Source organism: Actimicrobium sp. CCC2.4, assembly GCF_034347385.1.
GTDB lineage: Bacteria > Pseudomonadota > Gammaproteobacteria > Burkholderiales > Burkholderiaceae_D > Actimicrobium.
This window is the reverse complement of sequence record NZ_CP133777.1, coordinates 4,075,397-4,094,964: the sequence shown is the minus strand read 5'-3', so window position 1 is coordinate 4,094,964 and position 19,568 is coordinate 4,075,397. Positions and strand designations below refer to the sequence as shown.

Genomic DNA, 19,568 nt, shown 5'->3' with positions numbered 1-19,568 from the left:
TTAGGGCGCATCAGACGATGCGCCTTTTTTATTCCGCGCGTATCTGGTCTATCCTTCTGCTGATGAAAACTCCCCCAGGCAGTTCCCTTTTTTCCGTGATTGTTCCGGCTCCTTTTGGCGCGGTCGGCTTGCGTACGAGCACTGGCGTGGTGCGCGAACTGGTCTACCTGCCACCGTCGTTTGCGGCCAGTTCGCCCACCGATGCGCTGGCCGAACTGGCCGGACAGCAGGTCAGCCGTTACCTGTCCGATCCCGATTTTCGTTTTGATTTGCCGCTGGCCGACGTCGGCACGGCGTTCCAGCGCAAGGTCTGGGCAGTCATCGCCGCGATCCCGCGCGGCGACGTGCTGACCTACGGCGAGGTCGCCAAAATCATCGGCTCGGCACCGCGCGCGGTGGGTCAGGCCTGTGGCGCGAACTGGTTCCCGCTGGTCATTGCCTGCCATCGCGTCACAGCGGCAGGCGGACTGGGCGGTTTCTCGCATGACGACAAGGCGACAGGATTTCATCTTGGCGTGAAACGCTGGCTGCTGGCCCATGAGGGGGTCACCGATGTCTGAAGCGACTACCCTGAATGCCGACAGCCGCCAGCACATCGATGCTTTTTGCGACACGCTCTGGCTCGAAGATGGCCTCGCCAAAAATTCGCTGGAAGCTTACCGGCGCGACCTGACTGCGTTCGCGCTCTGGCTCGCACAGGCGTCGCAGACCGGCTTGCTGGCGGTGACGGGTGCCGACATCAATGCCTATTTTGCTGCCCGCCACGACGCCTCCAAAGCCACTACCGCCAATCGCCGGCTGGCGGTCCTGAAGCGGTTTTATCAGCTGGCACTGCGCAACAAGCAGATCAGCGACGACCCCTGCCTGAAGTTGCATTCGGCCAAACAGCCACCGCGCTTTCCGAAGACGCTGTCCGAAGCGAATGTGGAAGCGTTGCTGGCAGCGCCCGATGTGAGCACGCCGCTCGGCTTGCGGGACCGCACGATGCTCGAACTGATGTATGCCAGCGGCTTGCGCGTGACCGAACTGGTGCTGCTGAAATCGATCGAGGTCAGCCTCAATGACGGCGTGGTGCGCGTGACCGGCAAGGGCAACAAAACGCGCCTGGTGCCGTTCGGCGAAGAAGCGCGCAGCTCGATAGAGCGCTACCTGTCGGAGGCGCGTGCGCAGATCCTGGACGGCCAGATGGATGATGCGCTATTCGTGACCGCGCGCGGTGGACCGATGACGCGGCAGATGTTCTGGGTGGTGGTAAAAAAATGCGCAGTCCGCGCCGACATCCATGCGCCGCTGTCGCCGCACACGTTGCGCCATGCGTTCGCGACGCATTTGCTGAACCACGGTGCCGACTTGCGGGTGGTGCAATTGCTGCTCGGTCACGCTGATATTTCGACTACCCAGATTTATACGCATGTCGCGCGCGAGCGGCTCAAAGTCCTGCATGCGGCGCACCATCCGCGCGGCTAGCCGGCCGAGCCGCGAAATAATATAAACGATTTAACGCCGGTGGTTTCTCGGTCCGCCGGAATCCTGTATCCTGCGTCCACCTGCAGCGCAGCATCATGCAGGACAGACGGTGGCACGCCATCTCCTATCGGTACCGCTAAAAGGGTGAGACATTGGCAAAGACAAATTTCCAGTACGAACGTCGACAAAAAGACCTCGAAAAAAAGCGCAAGAAGGAAGAGAAACTCAAGCGCAAGGCCGACAAGAAAGATGAGCCGGGCGAGGGTGTCGAGGGCGCGGAGCCGGTGGATGGCGTTGATGCCGACGAAGCCGATGATGCGGATGACAACAGCAGCAATAGCGACGACGGCGACGACGCTGCGGTAGTACCGAAATAAACCCGGTCAGGCTGGTTTGGCATCCTGCCCGAACAGCCTGATACGCACCAGTACCTGACCATGATCCGACGCCGCCGCAAGGCGTAATCCGAGATGGTCGTTGAGGTACATCACTTCCAGCACTTCGCCGATCGCATAGCGCGATGCGGGATGGAACTCTTCCGACACCAGCACATGATCGAGCGTCAGGTACGCGCCGTCATGCAGATGGGTGTAGCCGACATCGCGCGACGGATCGCGTCCGGTCTGTATCCGCAGGCAGTCAAACAGCCGTTCGTACAGCGCACTCTTGCCACGACGTCCGGTGCCCATCACCAGGTGGGTCGTCACCGCGCCGGCATCATCATTGAAATCCCCCATCACCACCAGCGGCACGCGCTGTGCCAGCAGCAGGTCAGTCAGCAGGTAGCGCAGTCCGAGCGCATCGGTGCCGCGCCGGATCAGCGAGCGCAGCGATGCCATGCCCAGATGATAGGGGTCGTCTTCGGTGTTGCCCGGATTCCAGTCGGGGCGTTTTGATTTCATGTGCGTGACGAAAGCTTGCAGCGTGCCGCCGTCGGGCAGTTCCAGCGGGACTTGCAGGATAGGCCGCGTGAATTGCGTCATCGGCACGGCCGTATCGGGCAGCGCGACCGCCAGCTGGCGCGGCAGGTTCCGGTGTAATACCGGCACGCCCGCAAACGGCAGTCGCGACACCAGCGCGACACTCGGCGTGAGCGGGCCATCGCGTGGCTGCGGATCGCTGCCGGCATGGTGGGCGTCGCGGAAATAACGGGTACGGGCCAGCACGTCGCGCAGCGCATCCTGCGAAAAAATTTCCTGGAAACCGATGACGTCGGCATCGAGCCGGTCGATCTGCTGCGCCAGCCAGCTGATCTTGTCGTCGTACTGGCTGATCGAGTACGGCTCCTGTCCTTCATAAAAACGGGCACCCGGTAACGCAAGATTGAAGACATTGAAGCTTGCGAAGCGGATTTCATGCGGCATAATCAGGCTCCTTGTTTTTCGGATCAGCGTAGCACGCATGGCAAAAAAAGATCACATCAGCGCGACCCCGGCCACAGCCCTGTTGCGCAAGCTCGGAATCGCCTTCAGCGAACATCCGTATGACTATGAAGAGCATGGCGGTACCGGCGTGTCGGCGCGTGAACTCGGGGTGCCGGAGCATGCCGTCGTGAAGACGCTGGTGATGCAGGACGAGGCAGGCCATGCACTGATTGTGCTGATGCATGGCGACTGTAAGGTCTCGACCAAGAACCTGGCGCGCCAGATCGGCTGCAAGTCGGTCGAGCCGTGCAAGCCGGACGTGGCGCAGCGTCACTCCGGTTATCAGATCGGCGGCACCTCGCCGTTTGCTACCCGCAAGGCGTTGCCGGTGTATGTCGAGGACGGCATCCTGGCGCTCGACAAAATCTATATCAATGGCGGCCGGCGCGGATTCCTGATCGGCATCGCGCCGGCAGTGCTGACGCAGGTGGTGGCCGCTGTCGCGGTGCACTGCGCGCTCGACGATCAATAAAAACTACTTCGGAGTATTCATGATTACCTTGTTGTCCGTTCTCGCCGCCTATCTGGTCGGATCGATTTCCTTTGCGGTGGTCGTCAGCAAACTGTTCGGCCTGTCCGACCCGCGCACCTACGGATCAAAAAATCCCGGCGCCACCAATGTCCTGCGCAGTGGCAACAAGGCCGCTGCCGTGCTGACGCTGCTGGGCGATGCCTTCAAGGGCTGGCTGGCAGTCTGGTTGGCGTACCGGTTCGGACCGCAGGCCGGCCTGCCCGACAGCGGTATTGCGCTGGTCGCGTTGGCGGTGTTTGTGGGACATCTGTGGCCGGTGTTCTTTCGCTTTGTCGGTGGCAAGGGCGTCGCGACCGCGCTGGGTGTGCTGGTCGGGATCAACCCGTGGCTTGGGCTGGGGACCGCAGTGACGTGGCTGGCGATTGCGTTTGCGTTTCGCTATTCATCCCTGGCGGCGCTGGTGGCCGCCGTGTTTGCGCCGTTTTATTACGGCTTGCTGTTCGGTGTCGATGCGATGCTGATGGCGGTGCTGGTGATGAGTGCGCTCCTGATTTACCGGCATCGGGGCAATATTGCGAATTTGTTGAACGGGAAGGAAGGGCGGCTGGGGAAGAAGGGCTGACTATTTGCAGGTCACCGGTATTGGCGGCGGTGATCGGTGTGCCTGGTGCAATAACCGCAGGGCATTGCACCGCATGTGCTGAAGAAGCTCGCGATTGACTTCGCCCTCACAACACCATAAAACACAATCCCGCCACGCTCGTCGGCCCGAGCGCTGCCAGCAACACCCACAGCGGGTTGATCGATTCGTCATCGAAGTGGCCTCTGAGGATGGCAAAACCAGCCGGGTTAGGCGCGTTGGCGATGACGGTCAGCCCACCACCGGTGACGGCACCGGCGACCAGCGCATATTTGGCCGGGTCACTGATGCCGGCCACCAGCGATCCGAGATAAGTCAGTGCGGCATTATCGGTAATCGCCGTCAGGCCGACCGCGCCGAAAAACAGCACCGTCGCATCCAGTCCGGCCAGAACCGGTTGCAGCCACCAGGTTTGCTGCTTGCCCAGCACGACCAGTCCCGCCAGGAAAAACCCGACCAGCAATCCTTCGCGCAACATCAAGGGTTCCTGATGCTTGTCGAAAGCCTCGACAAAGCCCAGAAAAAACAGGAACAGGCCGATGAATGCCACCGGGTGATGGCTGGTCAGCACGGTGCCGACCAAAAACAGCACATGGGCCAGCACGATAGCGGTTGGCATCGGTGCTTCCTTGCTGGTCGTATCCGGCGCGGCCATGCCTGCCAGTTCCTTGCGAAACAGCAGCGCCAGCACCAGGGTGTTGGTCACGACGGCCACCGCGGCTTTCCAGCCGAACATCGTCGCCATGAAGTGCAAGTCCCAGCCCCAGGCGTCGGCCACCATCAGCACCGGCGGCGCGGCATACGGCGTGAGTACGCCGCCTATCGAGACATTGACCAGCAGCACCGCCAGCGTCGCGTACTTGAACCGGTTCGACAGGCCCGCCTGGTAATAGCGCTCGCGCAGCATCAGCGCCGCCAGCGTCATCGCGGCCGGTTCGGTAATGAGCGAACCGAGCAGCGGGATCAGCGCCAGCGTCAGCACGAAGCAGGTGATCGCGGTCGGCGTCGGCAACCAGCGGGTCAGGGTTTCGACCAGCCCTTGCGCCAGTGTCAGGATGGGCCGCGTGCCGGCAATCACGAGGATCACAAACACGAATAGCGGCTCGGTAAAATTTTGCTGTTCCAGATAGGCATAGGCGTCGTCCGCTCCGCTCAGCCCGAGCACGCACAGCACCAGCACCATTGCCCATAGTCCGAAGACGACTTCGACTTCGCCCAGCAAATGCCAGACGCCGGACAGGCGCGACTGGCGCTGCGCCAGTTGATGAAAAAATTTGGTTGAAAACGTATGCAGTACCGCCATCGCGAACAGGGCGGTGCCGATCAGCTGGATCGGCGTCGGATCAGCCACGCGGCGCTTCCAGTTCGGCCAGCGGCCAGCGCGGCCGGACAGTGAAGGCGTAATCGCGTACCGCCAGCGTCGGGTCCTGCGCCAGCCGCAAGCCACCGGCGAAGGCGATCATCGCGCCGTTGTCGGTACAGAATTCCAGCTCCGGGTAATACACCTTGAAGCGCTTTTTCAGACCGGCGGCATCGAGCGCGGCGCGCAACTGCCGGTTGGCACCGACGCCGCCGGCCACCACCAGTCGGTTCAGGCCGGTGTGCTTGAGCGCACTGAGCGATTTGGCCACTAGTACATCGACCATCGCATCGACAAAGCCGCGCGCGATATTGGCCTTGTCCTGTTCGCAGACATTGCCCGGATGATTCTTGACCACGGTCAGTACGGCCGTCTTGAGTCCCGAAAAGCTGAAATTGAAGTCTTTCGAATGCAGCATCGGTCGTGGCAGTTTGTAAGCCAGTGGATCACCGAACTCGGCCATCCGCGAAATCGCCGGTCCGCCCGGATAACCGAGCCCGAGCAATTTGGCCGACTTGTCGAAGGCTTCGCCGGCCGCGTCGTCGAGGGTTTCGCCCAGCAGTGTGTAGCGGCCGACACCATCAACGCGCATCAGTTGCGTGTGACCGCCGGACACCAGCAGCGCAATAAACGGGAACGCCGGCGGATCGGCAGCCAGCAGCGGCGACAGCAAATGGCCTTCAAGGTGATGGATGCCGAGCACCGGTTTGTCCAGCGCCAGCCCGAGGCCACAGGCCACCGAGGCACCGACCAGCAAGGCACCGGCCAGCCCCGGACCTTGCGTGTAGGCAATCGCATCGATGCGGTCGCGCGTCAGGTCCGCCTCGTGCAGCACCTGTTCGAGCAGCGGAATGGCGCGCCGGATGTGGTCGCGCGAAGCCAGTTCGGGCACCACGCCGCCGTATTGCTCGTGCATCGCAACTTGCGAGTAAAGCGCATGCGAGAGCAGGCCGGCGTTGGTGTCATACAAAGCCAGGCCAGTTTCATCGCAGGAAGATTCGACGCCGAGAACAATCATGGTGGGAGCAGGGGGGCGGGATTGGAAAGAGCGCCATTGTAAGGGATAGACGGCGGCGTGCCGCTGCGGCACTGCCTTGGTGCGACGCACAATCGTGGCGCAGCAATGTGCTTATTGTTGGTGGCTTTTATGTCGAATTCGCCGTGATCGGGCTGGCATACCAATTGCAAAGAGAAGGTAGGCGCGGCGCTGATAGCAGAGCCGTAATGCGTTTCTTATGTCGACTTCCCGAGGACTTCATGACCAGCAAACTCCCGATCCCTGACCTGACCCGCCGCAGTCTGCTCAAAGCCGGCGCTGTCGCCAGTGCCGGCATCGTTGGCGGACTCGCCACGCAAGGCGTCTGGGCCGCCGGTTCCGACAAGCCCGAAAAGGAAGAGGTCAAGGTCGGCTTCATTCCGCTGACCGATTGCGCCTCGGTGGTGATGGCCTCGGTACTCGGCTTCGACAAAAAATACGGCATCAAGATTGTTCCCACCAAAGAATCCTCCTGGGCCAGCGTGCGCGACAAGCTCGCCAATGGCGAACTCGATGCGGCCCATGCGCTGTATGGCCTGATCTATGGCGTGCATCTTGGCAATGGCGGCGCGAAGAAGGACATGGCGGTGCTGATGACGATTAACCAAAACGGCCAGGCCATCACGCTGTCGAAAAAACTGGCCGACAAGGGCGCCGTCGATGGCGCGTCATTGGCCAGGCTGATGCAAACCGAGAAGCGCGAATACACCTTCGCCCAGACCTTCCCGACCGGTACCCACGCGATGTGGCTGTACTACTGGCTGGCCGCCAACGGCATCGATCCGATGAAAGATGCCAAGGTCATCACGGTGCCGCCACCGCAAATGGTCGCCAACATGCGCGTCGGTAATATGGATGGCTTTTGCGTCGGCGAGCCATGGGGCCATCGGGCGATTGTTGATGGTGTCGGCATCACCGCGACCACCACGCAGGACATCTGGAAAGACCATCCCGAAAAAGTCCTCGGCACCACCGCAGAGTGGGTCAAGAAATATCCGAACACTGCCCGCGCACTGACCGCTGCGGTGCTCGATGCCAGTCGCTGGATCGACGCATCGCTATCGAACAAGAACAAGATGGCCGACACCATCGCCGAAAAATCGTACGTCAATACCTCGGTCGACGTAATCAATCAGCGCATTCTCGGGCGCTACCAGAATGGCCTGGGCAAGACCTGGGACGACCCGAACTGCATGCACTTTTTTCAGGACGGTGCCGTCAATTTTCCGTACCTGTCGGACGGCATGTGGTTCCTGACCCAGCACAAGCGCTGGGGCTTGCTCAAGGCCGATGTCGATTACCTCGCCGTAGCCAAGGCGATCAACCAGATCGACGTCTACAAGGACGCTGCCGCGATGGCCAAGGTCAGCGTACCGAAAGACACCATGCGTTCCAGCAAGCTGATGGATGGCACGGTCTGGGATGGCAAGAACCCGCAAGCCTACGCGGCTTCCTTCAAGATCAAAGCCTGAGGAAATCACCATGAGTGCCGTCATCGACACCCTGAACCACGCACCGGACGAACCGGCCCATCCAGCGACTGCCAATGCATTACCGGTTACGGCCGAAAGCCAGCGCCGTCGTGCCGTCGGTGCCGACGTGCCGCGCACCGCCCGGCACAAATCGCCGCTCACGCCGTATGTGATGGCCGGCTTGCCACCGCTGGTCGGATTGGCCTTGCTGGTGCTGCTGTGGCAGATCGTGGCTGCGCGCAACAGCGGTTTTCCGACGCCGATGGTCACGCTGACCGAAGCGATCAAGCTGTTTTCCGATCCGTTCTATCGCAATGGTCCGAACGACCAGGGCATAGGCTGGAATATCCTGGCGTCGCTGAAGCGGGTTGGTATGGGTTTCGGCCTGGCTGCCGTGGTCGGCATTCCGCTGGGCTTTGCGATTGGTCGCTTCAAGTTCATGTCGGGCATGTTCGGCCCCATCATCAGCCTGCTCAAACCGGTGTCGCCGCTGGCCTGGTTGCCGATCGGCCTGCTGGTCTTCAAGGCGGCTGATCCGGCGGCGATCTGGTCGATCTTCATTTGCTCGATCTGGCCGATGATCATCAACACCGCCGTCGGCGTGCAGCGCGTGCCGCAGGATTACATGAACGTGGCGCGTGTCCTCAATCTGTCGGAATGGAAAGTCCTGACCAAGATCCTGTTTCCGTCGGTGCTGCCCTACATGCTGACCGGCGTGCGGCTGGCTATCGGCACCGCCTGGCTGGTGATTGTCGCGGCCGAAATGCTGACCGGCGGTGTCGGCATCGGCTTCTGGGTCTGGGATGAATGGAACAACCTCAACGTGCCGCACATCATCATCGCCATCGTCGTCATCGGCGTGGTCGGGCTGATCCTCGAACAGGCGCTGGTCGCCCTGGCGCGGGCCTTCACTTACGAAGATGCAGGGAGCTGAACATGAACGACAAATTCATTGAAATCCAGAATGCCAGCATGTCCTTCCCGGTCAAGAAAGGCAGCTTCCAGGCGCTGGTCGACGTCAATCTGAATGTGGCCAAGGGCGAATTCATCACGCTGATCGGGCATTCGGGCTGCGGCAAATCGACGCTGCTCAACATGATCGCCGGCCTGACAATCGCGACCGGCGGCACGCTGCTATGCGCCAACCGCGAAATCGCCGGCCCGTCGCCGGAACGCGGCGTGGTATTCCAGAACCATTCGCTGCTGCCGTGGCTGACTTGTCACGACAATGTCTATCTGGCTGTCGAGCGTGTTTTCGGGGCGCTAGAACCGAAGAGCAAATTGCAGGAACGCACCCGCGCTGCGCTCGCCCTGGTTGGCCTGACCCATGCCGAACACAAGCGGCCGAACGAGATTTCCGGCGGCATGAAGCAGCGCGTCGGTATTGCCCGCGCGCTCTCGATGGAGCCGAAGGTCTTGCTGATGGATGAACCGTTTGGTGCACTCGATGCGCTCACGCGCGCGCATCTGCAGGATGAATTGCTGAAGATCGTTGCTACCACCGGATCGACGGTCGTGATGGTCACGCATGATGTCGATGAAGCGGTGCTGCTGTCGGACCGTATCGTGATGATGACGAATGGACCGTCTGCCACCATCGGCGACATCCTCGCCGTGCGCCTGCCGCGCCCGCGCGAACGGGTCGCGCTGGCGGCGGATCCGCTGTACATGGAATACCGGACGTCGGTGCTGGAGTTTTTGTATCACCGGCAGGCGCGGCCGGTGGCAAAAGAAGCGGCGTAAGAACATCGCTTGCCGTCGACGCCGGTCAATATGCTACGGGCCGTTCGTCCTGAGCTTGTCGAAGGAAGCTTGCCGAAGGCGCACAGTCCGGCGCGCCTTCGAGGTAGCCAGACTTGCCGTCACGAAAACCCCGACACTTCCGCGTAAGGTGCAATATCCGCGGGGTATTGCACCGAATGCACTATTGGCGAACGAGGGGGCTTCCTGTCATCGCCATGCTGGCTTCGGATTTGATTTGCGCATGCTGTTGAGCGTGGCGTATTCCCTGAGCGCCAGTTCTGGTTTTCTTGCCATTTTCTTTAAGCGCGCCGGTTTGCTTTCGAGTTCCAGCTTTCGGGCGAACATAGTTGTTCCAACGTTATATTTGCGTGGCTGACGAGCGTCGTCCGGCTCTGGTAGCATGCCGCTGTCCGATTTTTCAAGCTCAGCGACCAGGAGTTCGATGCGGTGCAATGCAGCACCGGCCTTGTCGTTTATTACACCGGGGTGTGATTTTTTTGCATGATGGGCGAGTCCATCCGTAAGAACGCTACTGGCCACGGCATGCAAGCGTATTCTGTTATCTCTCGCTATCGATCTCGGCGAACATACCCATTGTTTGACGTCAAAATCCTTCTTCGCTTCAGCGGACAGCTTACTCTCCAGTATGTCGGTTTTCTTGATCAGTACTTCGATTTTCGGCTTTGCTGCCTCACGGCCGGAATGTGTCGAGTCGTATTTTTTCTCGCGAAAAAGTTCTATCTCATCGAGCAAGAAGGTCATTGGCGTGAGCAGGTTTTTCACTGCTTGTGGCAGGTGCTTGACCGTGTTGACTGGTGTGAATTCGCGCATCAGTTGCTTCTTGACCAGCGATGAAAGGTTTCGTTCTTTTTCCCTTAATTGGGCTGACATCCCCCAGTATTGTTTATCTTCCTCGGGTTCATACATGGAGTAACAATTTTCGCTGGAGATTGACTCCGTACTCTTCGGTCGTTCCTTGATCCCGGGTTTCCGTCCCGTCGGTAACTTAGGCAACGCCGATGCCCCTAATATGCCCGCAGCTGCGGGTTCCGGTTGCGTGACAAACGGTGATGCAAAATGCTGCGTGCCAGGCAGACCGCCCTGAACTGCACGTACGGCAACGTCCCGAGACGCTTCGGTGCCGTGTGGGGCAGCAACGGCGGCCAGCGACTGTCCGGCCTGCCATGGATCATCAAACGCTGACGTCTGCGGCTGTGTTGCCGAAGCATCGAATGGTCTTTTCTCGGATGACGCTGCTTGCGGGATGCGGGTTCCAGCCGCGTCGCCGTGCGCGGCGGATGCATGTTTATCCACCCAATCTTGTACATCAGTAGCCTGGGAAGCCGGCGAGCCAAGCGGCTGCAATTGCCATGCCGTTGGTCTCGTTGTAACGGTTGGTCGAGTTGCAGGCTCCGGCTCCGACGCCTGCTCCGACGCTGCATTCAGTAGCGCGATGACTTCCTCTTTACGGTCTTGTGCTTTTACCAAAGCCGCATCCACGTATTGCAGAATTTGCGTCAATTCTGCCTGAATCTCTATTGGCGACATGCCCTGCGAGGACGAATTATTGCGCTGTTCGAGAACCTGCAAGTCAGCTTGCAGGTTCTCCAGATACTGATCGAGGGTGTCCCTGTGATTGTTGAACGTGTGAATTTCAGCGAAGACGCCCGGCGCCTGACGCGAGCTTTGTGAACTCACGATCTGTCTGGTCGAAGGCAACTGCAATGTATCTCTGACGCGGCCTTTGCAATCGGCAACATACGCTATCGCTGCAGTGATCCGCTCTCCTAACGTCGGGGAATTGGTATCGTCGCTGGCGGGTTGTGTGCCATGGCTAATCGGTATTGGCAGGGCGCGCGAGGCGGTGTCGCCAGTTCCCTTGTCCGGCCTGGAGCTGGATGCACTTTGTTCCGGTTCGGACTGTTCGGCGATGACTGACAACCTGGACCGGGGGGCTTCTGGTGTCTCAGGTTCGGGGGGCAGTTTAGGAATGAGATCCCAGTCATCCCCGCGTTCCCGGTCTATCTCGTCAAGTTTTTCTTTTTTATCGCTGCCACTCGAGATCGGGCCAGCGACATCTCCGCTAGTCTTCAGGATTGGCTGCGTGTGAATCTCCTCAGTAGATGCCGTACTAATGGGGGGAGTGAGCGAGTCGGCTGTTTCTGTGCTCAGGCTTTCGGTATTAGCGGTGGACGGCAGCGGCGAGTTGATACGTTCGAAATTATCCCCGTCATTGCTGGATTGTTGCGGCAAAAAATGGGATGTTAGTAAATGTGGCCCCTCAGAACGAAGGCTAAATGGACTGTGGTTAGCGCCGGTTGGCGTGCCGGTACTGGATGAGAATATTGATTGACCGTCCATCGAAACGCGTTCCGGGTTCACTGGTGAATCCCTACTCGGCGATCCTTCATCTGCTTCGGCGGCCGGACCGGACTTGCCCTTGTTTGACGTGGTCATTCCGGTAACCAGTGTTCTCATTCGGGCTCCGGCTCCTTCGACCCTGGCGAACAGGCCGGCTATCCGGTTGGGCTCCCGCACCGGGATGCAGGTTCGTGGTGATGCCGGTTGGGCAGCCGGCGGCTGATTGCTACCCGCAGTAAAACAGTTAAAAAATAATTGTCGGATTTTAGAAGTCATGGAAATTTCTCAACGAATGTGAATACACAGCGCAAACCGCACCGAATATTTGGCATGGATAAAGTGAACTGCACGTGAGTGGCCCCTCTCCTGCGCTGGTTCCGTTGTCTGCTCACATCGCCATTGCCGTGAGCGCGCCGGCATCGCCCATAAAAAAAGCCACCGCGATAAGCAGGTGGCTTTTTGACGGGACTGCGTGAACGCGTCACGCAGTCAGGACGGACTTACTCCACCCGAATCAGCTTCTTGTTGACGAATTCCTGTATCCCGGCGCGCGACAGCTCGCGTCCGTAACCGGAATTCTTGACGCCGCCAAATGGCAAATCCGGCGTTGTGATGTTCGGCTTGTTGATGAACACCATGCCGGTATCGATCTGGCTGGCGACCCGCTTGCCGCGTTCGATATCTTTCGTGAACACCGATCCGCCCAGACCGTACGGCGAATCATTGGCTAGCGCAATCGCGGCGGCTTCATCGGCGACCCGGAAGAACAGTGCGACCGGACCAAAGAACTCTTCCTTGTAGGCCGGGTTGGTCTTGTCAATGTCGGTCAGGATGGTCGGTTGCATGAAGGCACCCGGCACATCGGCGCGCTCGCCACCGACCACGGCTTTGGCACCGGCAGCGACGGCGCGCTTGACCTGATCGAGCAGCTTGTCTAGCGCTTCTTGCGATGACAGCGGTCCCAGGTTGGTTTTCGGATCAATCGGATCACCCGGCTTGAAGGCGGCCAGCGCGGCCATGAATTGCGCCAGAAAACGGTCGGCCAGCGACTCGACAACAATGAAGCGTTTTGATGCCGTGCAGGCCTGGCCGGCATTGCCCATGCGGCCGATCACACCTTGCTTGACGGCCTCGTCGAGGTCGGCATCTTCGAGCACGATGAAGGCATCGCTACCGCCAAGTTCCATCGTGGTTTTTTTCAGGTTCTGTCCGGCGCGTGCCGCGACGATCGCACCGGCTCCTTCGCTGCCGGTCAGTGCCACGCCCTTGATGCGCGGATCGTCGATGACCTGGCTGACCTGGTCTTTGGAGATGTACAGGTTGGTGTAAGCACCGGCCGGGGCACCGGCTTCTGCCATCAGTTGTTCGAATGCGCGGGCGCATTGCGGCACGTTCGACGCGTGCTTGACCATCACGACGTTACCGGCCATCAGGTTAGGCGCAGCAAAACGGACGATCTGGTAGTAAGGATAATTCCATGGCTCGACGCCGAACAGCACGCCGACCGGCGCGCTTTCGACGATGGCTTCGCCAGTCTTGACGGGTAGTTTTTCCGTGGCCAGGAATTCTTCGGCGTTGTTGGCGTAGTAGTCAAGGATCGCGGCACTGAGCTCGACTTCGCCGCGGCTCTGGTCGATCAACTTGCCCATTTCGAGGGTGATCAGGGTCGCGAATTCATCGCGGCGTTCGCGCATCAGCGTGGCGGCACGGGCCAGCACGGTGCGGCGTTCGGCAAAGCTGGTGGTGCGCCAGGTCGTGAAGCAGCTGGCGGCTAGTGCCAGCCGGGCTTCGAGTTGTGCGCCATCGAGTTCGGTAAAACGTTCCAGTACTTTTCCGTCATAGGGATTGGTGCTTTGATAGGCCATAGGTCCTCTTCACATTGCAGTAATTGGACCATCATCATCTGCGCATTGATCGGGGATTGTCGTGCGGTGGCGCACTTAGTCGACCCGTCTGAGCATGGAGAGCATGTCAGCGCAGCACCAGCAAATACAGCAACAACACATTAAGCACCACCGAAATCACCGCCACGCTGCGCCAGATCGATAGCGGATCGCGCTGCAGCAGCGGCAGCGCCGGGGCCTTGTCGAGCGCGCGGGTGGCGCCGCGCTCCAGCGCCAGCAGGAATTCTTCAGCGGTTTCAAAGCGGGCGCCGGCGTCGCGCGCGACGGCTTTCAGGATGACGTTTTCGAGCCAGTGCGGGATCTCGGGACGGGTCCGCGTCGGTGGTACCGGTTCATTAAAACGCGGGCGCTGGAATGCTTCGATTTCGCCGTACGGATAGCGTCGCGTCAGCAGCTGGTACAGCGTGACGCCGATCGCATACAGGTCGGTCTGGCGCGACGCCGGTGCCTGGTCGAACTGTTCCGGCGCGAGATACGACGGCGTGCCGGCTTGCGAGGTGGCTTGCTGCGCGCCATCGAGGCCGGATTGCGCGACACCAAAATCAAGCAGGCGCAATTCGCCATCGCTACCGATGTGCACGTTGGCCGGCTTGATGTCGCGATGCAGGATGCTGCGCCGGTGCAGCGCGCCGGCCGCACGGACCAGCCGCGTGCCATGCGCAATCACATCCGGAATCGTGAAATGGGTGGCACCGTCAAGCTGCTGCTGCAGCGTGCTGCCATCGTGCCAGGTGGTCAGGAAATACAGCGCGCTGCGTTGTTCGGGCGTGATCACCTGCGCAAAAAAACGCGCCACCGCGCGCCGCGCCAGCCACTCTTCGTGGGCAAAGGCGGCGCGTTCCTGCGGGTCGCTGCCGCAGCTCGGTTGCAGGGTTTTCAGGACCAGCGCGCGTTGCGTGCGCAGGTCGGTGACGCGATACAGCAGCGTGCTGCGCGAGTCGTGCAATACGCTGTCGATCCGGTAGCCGTCGATGGTCTGGCCGGGTTTGAAGCGCGGCGGTACCGGCAGCGCGTGCAGGCTCGACAGCGCATCGCGCAAATTCTGTTCCGGCAACGCGTCAATCCGCAGCACCATGGCGCTGGCATTGTCGCCGCCGCCTGCGTCAAGTGCGGCCCGGACCAGTGCTGTCGCGCAGGTATCCGCATCGGCTTGGTCGAGCGCCAGCGCGCACAAATGGTCGCGGAGATCCTGATCGCGCAGCGCGCCCCAGACGCCGTCGGTGACCAGCAGCAGCACATCGCGCAGCTGCAGCTCGCCCATGCCGTGATCGACCGCCAGCCGCGAATCGAGACCGATCGCGCGGGTTAGCACATGCTGCATTTCGGGCTTGTCCCAGACATGGTCGGTGGTCAGCCGGGTCAGGACACCGGCGCGCAGCAGATACAAGCGGCTGTCGCCGACATGCGCAAAATAATAGAAGCCACCGCGTAGCACCACGCAGGTTAGCGTGGTGGCCATGCCGCTCAGTTCGGCACGCACCGAACCCTGGTGCTGGACCCAGCTGTTGGTCGCGGTCAGGACCCGGTCCAGCGCTTGCGATACCGGCCAGGTGTCCGGCGTGGCGTAGTAATCCGACAGCAGGCCGCGCACCGTGTACTCGGCCGCTTCGCGCCCGCCGTCGTGACCGGAAACCCCGTCGGCAATCGCCGCCAGCACGCCCTTGGTCAGCAGGTCCGGTTCGCGCGGCGTGACAACGCCGACAAAATCCTCATTGCGCGCGCGCGGGCCGGCTTGCGTCGCATGACCGATGGCGAGGCGTAGTCCCATTTCAGATCCTGGCAGTCGTCATCGCGGCGCTGCCCCACGTCGTGCGCCAGCGGCCTTTTACCGACGACAGGCCGATCAGCGCGATGACGGCCAGCGCGGCAAAGATCGTCAGGCCGATCTGATAGCTGCCGGTCATCTGCTTCGAAAAGCCGAGGCTGGACGCCAGATAAAAACCGCCGATGCCGCCGGCCATCCCGACCAGTCCGGTCATCACGCCGATTTCCTTGCGAAAGCGCTGCGGCACCAGCTGGAACACCGCGCCATTACCGGTGCCCAGCGCCAGCATCGCACCGACGAACACGATCACCGCCGGCACCGCCGAGTCCAGCCCGAGGCTGGCGATGAACAGGAAGATCGCCGCCAGTACATACATGATCGACAGCGTCTTGATGCCGCCGATGCGATCCGACAGCCGACCACCCATCGGCCGCACCATCGACCCGGCGAACACGCAGGCCGCCGTGAAGTAGCCGGCGGTCACCGGCGACAGCCCGTACTGGCTATTGAAGTAAATCGTCAGCGACGAGGCCAGTCCCGAAAAGCCGCCAAAGGTCACGCTGTAAAAAAACATGAACCACCACGCATCCTTGTCTTTCAGGACCTGCAGGTATTCGAGCATCGATTTCGGCGGCGGTGCCGACGGCGCATCCTTGGCAAACACCATGTACACCACCAGTGCGATGCCGAGCGGGATCAGGCACAGGCCGAACACGTTTTGCCAGCCGAAGGCCAGCGCCAGCGTCGGCGCAAACAGCGCGGCGAAGGCGGTACCCGAATTGCCGGCACCGGCAATCCCGAGTGCGGTGCCCTGATGCTCGGGCGGATACCAGCGCGAGGCCAGCGGCAAGGCCACCGCAAAGGCGGCACCGGCGACGCCGAGGATCACGCCTAGCGCCAGGATGCTGTGGTAGCTGTCGAGCTGGCCCTGCCAGGCCCAGACCATACCGGCAATCACGATGACCTGGCCGATGGCGCCGGCGCGTTTGGGTTTCAGGTGATCGACCAGCACGCCCATGACAATGCGCAGCAGCGCGCCGGCCAGCAGCGGGGTGGCGACGATCAAGCCTTTCTGGGCGGCAGTCAGGCCAAGGTCTTTGGCGATCTGCACGCCGAGCGGCCCGAGGATGACCCAGACCATGAAGCTGAGGTCAAAGTAGAAAAAAGCAGCCAGCAGCGTGGGCGTGTGCCCGGCTTTCCAGAATGAAGTTTTTTGCATGATGGCGGGACCGCGGTGAGTGGAGATGGACCTGCTAACGCAAGCCCTGTGCCATCTAAAATTTGCTGTCAGGCCAGTTTGCATGGACTTCACGGTGCATTCATCGCGCTTGCACCAAACAGTGCGGCGGTGCGCCTGATTCGGGTGCGTTTTCCAGAGGTGCCTGGTGCGACGACGCCAATCTCGTCTGGCACCGCTTTTGCTTAAAGAGGATTACGCACGTCGCGAGGCGACGACAAGATTTTTTTCGAGGACAAGTATGAAGAAGCTCAAGCTGGTCATGGTCGGGAACGGAATGGCAGGTGTGCGTACGCTCGAAGAGCTACGCAAGATTGCCCCGGATATTTACGACATCACGGTGTTCGGTGCCGAGCCGTATGCCAACTACAACCGCATCCTGCTCTCGCCGGTGCTGGCCGGCGAGCAGACCATCAAGGACATCATGTTGAATGATGTCGACTGGTACGAAGACAACGACATCACGCTGCACCTCGGCAAGAAGGTCGTCAAGATCGATCGCGTCAAGCGCCTCGTGATTGCCGACGATGGCACGACGGCCGAATACGACCGCCTGCTGATGGCCACCGGCTCGAACCCGTTCATGTTGCCGGTACCGGGCAAGGACCTGGCCGGCGTGATTTCTTACCGCGACATCCACGACACCAACGCGATGATCGCCGCCTCCGAAACGCATACCGATGCGATCGTCATCGGCGGCGGCCTGCTCGGCCTTGAAGCAGCCAACGGCCTGAAGTTGCGCGGCATGAATGTCACCGTCGTGCATCTGCCCGAATGGCTGATGGAACGCCAGCTCGATCCGGTCGCCGGCAAGATGCTGCAAAAATCCCTCGAAGACCGCGGCCTGCATTTCCTGCTCGGTAAAAATACCAAGGAGCTGATCGGTATCGATGGCCATGTCACCGTCATCCGTTTCACCGATGGCTCTGAAGTGCCGGCGCAGCTGGTCGTGATGGCGGTGGGCATCCGCCCGAATACCACGCTGGCCGAAGCCACCGGCCTGTACTGCAATCGCGGCATCGTCGTCAGTGACACGATGCAGACCTACGATCCGCGTGTCTATGCGGTCGGCGAATGCGTCAACCATCGCGGTACTGCGTATGGCCTGGTCGCACCGTTGTTCGAGATGGCCAAGGTCTGCGCCAACCACCTCGGCAATTTCGGCATCGGCCGCTATCAGGGCTCGGTCACCTCGACCAAATTGAAAGTCACCGGCATCGACCTGTTCTCGGCCGGCGAATTCATGGGCGGCGAGGGCACCGAAGAAATCATCCTGTCGGACCCGATAGGCGGCGTCTACAAGAAGCTGGTGGTGCGCGGCGACAAGCTGATCGGTGCCTGCCTGTATGGCGATACCGCCGACGGCGGCTGGTACTTCAGTCTGGTGCGCGAAGGCAAGGACATCACCGAAATCCGCGACACGCTGATGTTCGGCGAATCCAATCCGGGCCGTCCAGGCGATGTCGGCCATGAGGGTTTCACGAAGGCCGCGGCGATGCCGGACAGCGCCGAAGTCTGCGGTTGCAACGGCGTCTGCAAAGGCACCATCGTCAAGGCGATCAAGGAAAAAGGCCTGTTCACGCTCGATGATGTGCGCAAGCACACCAAGGCCTCGGCCTCGTGCGGATCGTGCACCGGCCTGGTCGAACAGATCCTGATGTTCACCGCCGGCGGCGATTATTCGCAAGCCACCAAGAACAAGCCGATGTGTTCGTGCACCGACCACACCCATCAGGAAGCACGCGACGCAATCCGTACCGAAAAGCTGCTGACGATCGCCGGCACGATGGCCTTCATGAACTGGCGCACGCCGAACGGTTGCGCGAGCTGCCGGCCGGCACTGAACTATTACCTGTTGTCGACCTGGCCGCATGAAGCCAAGGACGATCCACAATCGCGCTACATCAACGAGCGCGCGCACGCCAACATCCAGAAAGACGGCACGTTCTCGGTGATCCCGCGCATGTGGGGCGGCGAAACCAATGCGTCCGAACTGCGCCGTATTGCCGACGTGGTCGACAAGTTCAAGATCCCGACTGTGAAGGTCACCGGTGGTCAGCGTATCGATTTGCTCGGCGTAAAAAAAGAAGATTTGCGTGAAGTCTGGAGCGATCTCGGCATGCCGTCCGGTCTCGCCTATGCGAAAGGTTTGCGTACCGTGAAGACCTGCGTCGGTTCCGAATGGTGCCGCTTCGGCACACAGAATTCGACGCTGATGGGCCAGCAGCTGGAACGCCAGCTGGCACTGATGTATGCGCCGCACAAGGTCAAGCTGGCGGTCTCCGGTTGCCCGCGCAATTGCGCCGAATCCGGCATCAAGGACGTTGGCGTGATCGGGGTCGATTCGGGCTGGGAGATTTATGTCGGCGGCAACGGCGGCATCAAGACCGAAGTCGCGCAGTTCCTGGTCAAGCTGAAAACGCATGACGAAGTACTCGAATATACCGGTGCGTTCCTGCAGCTGTATCGCGAAGAAGGCTGGTACCTCGAGCGCACCGTGCACTATCTGGCGCGGGTCGGCCTGGACTACGTCAAGCAGCGCATGATCGAGGACCACGTCAATCGCAAGGAGCTCTACGAGCGCCTGCTCTTCTCGCTCGACGGCCAGCCCGATCCGTGGCACCAACCCGAACAAGCCCAGGTCGATGTGCGCCAGTTTGCGCCGCTGACCGTCTGAACCCGAACAG

At 60.7% G+C, this 19,568-nt stretch carries 16 protein-coding genes; 9 read left to right on the top strand and 7 right to left on the bottom strand.

Features of this window, described 5'->3' with window-relative positions; all coding sequences use genetic code 11:
• Positions 1 to 62 precede the first annotated feature (62 nt).
• The 3 genes from RHM62_RS18775 (at position 63) to RHM62_RS18765 (ending at position 1,844) form a co-directional block, all read left to right on the top strand.
• Positions 63 to 560 (top strand): methylated-DNA--[protein]-cysteine S-methyltransferase, encoded by a 498-nt coding sequence (locus tag RHM62_RS18775; protein ID WP_322123540.1) that lies wholly within the window; start codon positions 63 to 65, stop codon positions 558 to 560.
• Entirely contained in the window at positions 553 to 1,467 is a 915-nt protein-coding gene (gene xerD, locus RHM62_RS18770; protein ID WP_322123539.1) for a site-specific tyrosine recombinase XerD, read from the top strand. Before RHM62_RS18775 ends, xerD begins: the two co-directional genes overlap by 8 nt.
• A 152-nt stretch (positions 1,468 to 1,619) precedes the next feature.
• Complete coding sequence (locus RHM62_RS18765; protein ID WP_322123538.1) at positions 1,620 to 1,844, top strand: hypothetical protein; 225 nt, start codon at positions 1,620 to 1,622, stop codon at positions 1,842 to 1,844.
• A gap of 6 nt (positions 1,845 to 1,850) precedes the next feature.
• Here RHM62_RS18765 and RHM62_RS18760 read toward each other — a convergent pair whose 3' ends face one another.
• Positions 1,851 to 2,831: an endonuclease/exonuclease/phosphatase family protein gene (locus RHM62_RS18760; protein WP_322123537.1), complete on the bottom strand. Its 981-nt coding sequence runs from the start codon at positions 2,829 to 2,831 to the stop codon at positions 1,851 to 1,853.
• Between the two features lie 37 nt (positions 2,832 to 2,868).
• Here RHM62_RS18760 and RHM62_RS18755 point away from each other — a divergent pair, with 37 nt between their 5' ends.
• Positions 2,869 to 3,363 (top strand): aminoacyl-tRNA deacylase, encoded by a 495-nt coding sequence (locus RHM62_RS18755; RefSeq protein ID WP_322123536.1) that lies wholly within the window; start codon positions 2,869 to 2,871, stop codon positions 3,361 to 3,363.
• A gap of 19 nt (positions 3,364 to 3,382) precedes the next feature.
• On the top strand, positions 3,383 to 3,985 hold the full coding sequence (gene plsY, locus RHM62_RS18750; RefSeq protein ID WP_322123535.1) for a glycerol-3-phosphate 1-O-acyltransferase PlsY: 603 nt from the start codon (positions 3,383 to 3,385) through the stop codon (positions 3,983 to 3,985).
• 106 nt (positions 3,986 to 4,091) lie between these two features.
• Here the strand turns inward: plsY and RHM62_RS18745 are convergent, their stop codons facing one another.
• The gene (locus RHM62_RS18745) at positions 4,092 to 5,354 is read right to left on the bottom strand and encodes a putative Na+/H+ antiporter (RefSeq protein WP_322123534.1); all 1,263 of its coding nucleotides are present in this window, start codon (positions 5,352 to 5,354) and stop codon (positions 4,092 to 4,094) included.
• Positions 5,347 to 6,381 (bottom strand): tRNA (adenosine(37)-N6)-threonylcarbamoyltransferase complex transferase subunit TsaD, encoded by a 1,035-nt coding sequence (gene tsaD, locus RHM62_RS18740; protein ID WP_322123533.1) that lies wholly within the window; start codon positions 6,379 to 6,381, stop codon positions 5,347 to 5,349. The genes RHM62_RS18745 and tsaD overlap by 8 nt, the downstream gene beginning before the upstream one ends.
• Before the next feature lie 239 nt (positions 6,382 to 6,620).
• Here tsaD and RHM62_RS18735 point away from each other — a divergent pair, with 239 nt between their 5' ends.
• From RHM62_RS18735 to RHM62_RS18725, 3 genes are read left to right on the top strand one after another with little or no spacing between them, the layout of a single operon-like run.
• Positions 6,621 to 7,871, top strand: a complete 1,251-nt coding sequence (locus tag RHM62_RS18735) for a CmpA/NrtA family ABC transporter substrate-binding protein (RefSeq protein ID WP_322123532.1) — start codon at positions 6,621 to 6,623, stop codon at positions 7,869 to 7,871.
• Positions 7,872 to 7,881: 10 nt separating this feature from the next.
• Positions 7,882 to 8,805: a nitrate ABC transporter permease gene (ntrB, locus tag RHM62_RS18730; protein ID WP_322123531.1), complete on the top strand. Its 924-nt coding sequence runs from the start codon at positions 7,882 to 7,884 to the stop codon at positions 8,803 to 8,805.
• Positions 8,806 to 8,807: 2 nt separating this feature from the next.
• Complete coding sequence (locus RHM62_RS18725; protein ID WP_322123530.1) at positions 8,808 to 9,614, top strand: ABC transporter ATP-binding protein; 807 nt, start codon at positions 8,808 to 8,810, stop codon at positions 9,612 to 9,614.
• 207 nt (positions 9,615 to 9,821) lie between these two features.
• On the opposite strand, the gene RHM62_RS18720 is transcribed toward RHM62_RS18725, so the two are convergent.
• The 4 genes from RHM62_RS18720 to RHM62_RS18705 form a co-directional block, all read right to left on the bottom strand.
• On the bottom strand, positions 9,822 to 12,092 hold the full coding sequence (locus tag RHM62_RS18720) for a hypothetical protein (RefSeq protein WP_322123529.1): 2,271 nt from the start codon (positions 12,090 to 12,092) through the stop codon (positions 9,822 to 9,824).
• A 383-nt stretch (positions 12,093 to 12,475) separates the two neighbouring features.
• Entirely contained in the window at positions 12,476 to 13,840 is a 1,365-nt protein-coding gene (locus RHM62_RS18715; RefSeq protein WP_322123528.1) for an NAD-dependent succinate-semialdehyde dehydrogenase, read from the bottom strand.
• Between the two features lie 106 nt (positions 13,841 to 13,946).
• On the bottom strand, positions 13,947 to 15,647 hold the full coding sequence (locus RHM62_RS18710) for a bifunctional protein-serine/threonine kinase/phosphatase (protein ID WP_322123527.1): 1,701 nt from the start codon (positions 15,645 to 15,647) through the stop codon (positions 13,947 to 13,949).
• A 1-nt stretch (position 15,648) separates the two neighbouring features.
• Entirely contained in the window at positions 15,649 to 16,863 is a 1,215-nt protein-coding gene (locus tag RHM62_RS18705) for a nitrate/nitrite transporter (protein WP_322123526.1), read from the bottom strand.
• A 259-nt stretch (positions 16,864 to 17,122) separates the two neighbouring features.
• On the opposite strand from RHM62_RS18705, the gene nirB reads away from it, so the two are divergent.
• The gene (nirB, locus tag RHM62_RS18700) at positions 17,123 to 19,558 is read left to right on the top strand and encodes a nitrite reductase large subunit NirB (RefSeq protein WP_322123525.1); all 2,436 of its coding nucleotides are present in this window, start codon (positions 17,123 to 17,125) and stop codon (positions 19,556 to 19,558) included.
• Positions 19,559 to 19,568 lie beyond the last annotated feature (10 nt).

Excerpts from the sequence above, each read along its gene's own strand:
- RHM62_RS18755 (WP_322123536.1), top strand. The coding sequence starts at position 2,869 with ATGGCAAAAAAAGATCACATCAGCGCGACCCCGGCCACAGCCCTGTTG.
- RHM62_RS18720 (WP_322123529.1), bottom strand. The coding sequence starts at position 12,092 with ATGAGAACACTGGTTACCGGAATGACCACGTCAAACAAGGGCAAGTCC.
- RHM62_RS18725 (WP_322123530.1), top strand. The coding sequence starts at position 8,808 with ATGAACGACAAATTCATTGAAATCCAGAATGCCAGCATGTCCTTCCCG.
- RHM62_RS18775 (WP_322123540.1), top strand. The coding sequence starts at position 63 with ATGAAAACTCCCCCAGGCAGTTCCCTTTTTTCCGTGATTGTTCCGGCT.
- tsaD (WP_322123533.1), bottom strand. The coding sequence starts at position 6,381 with ATGATTGTTCTCGGCGTCGAATCTTCCTGCGATGAAACTGGCCTGGCT.
- RHM62_RS18760 (WP_322123537.1), bottom strand. The coding sequence starts at position 2,831 with ATGCCGCATGAAATCCGCTTCGCAAGCTTCAATGTCTTCAATCTTGCG.
- RHM62_RS18705 (WP_322123526.1), bottom strand. The coding sequence starts at position 16,863 with ATGCAAAAAACTTCATTCTGGAAAGCCGGGCACACGCCCACGCTGCTG.
- ntrB (WP_322123531.1), top strand. The coding sequence starts at position 7,882 with ATGAGTGCCGTCATCGACACCCTGAACCACGCACCGGACGAACCGGCC.
- nirB (WP_322123525.1), top strand. The coding sequence starts at position 17,123 with ATGAAGAAGCTCAAGCTGGTCATGGTCGGGAACGGAATGGCAGGTGTG.
- plsY (WP_322123535.1), top strand. The coding sequence starts at position 3,383 with ATGATTACCTTGTTGTCCGTTCTCGCCGCCTATCTGGTCGGATCGATT.
- RHM62_RS18735 (WP_322123532.1), top strand. The coding sequence starts at position 6,621 with ATGACCAGCAAACTCCCGATCCCTGACCTGACCCGCCGCAGTCTGCTC.
- RHM62_RS18715 (WP_322123528.1), bottom strand. The coding sequence starts at position 13,840 with ATGGCCTATCAAAGCACCAATCCCTATGACGGAAAAGTACTGGAACGT.
- RHM62_RS18710 (WP_322123527.1), bottom strand. The coding sequence starts at position 15,647 with ATGGGACTACGCCTCGCCATCGGTCATGCGACGCAAGCCGGCCCGCGC.
- xerD (WP_322123539.1), top strand. The coding sequence starts at position 553 with ATGTCTGAAGCGACTACCCTGAATGCCGACAGCCGCCAGCACATCGAT.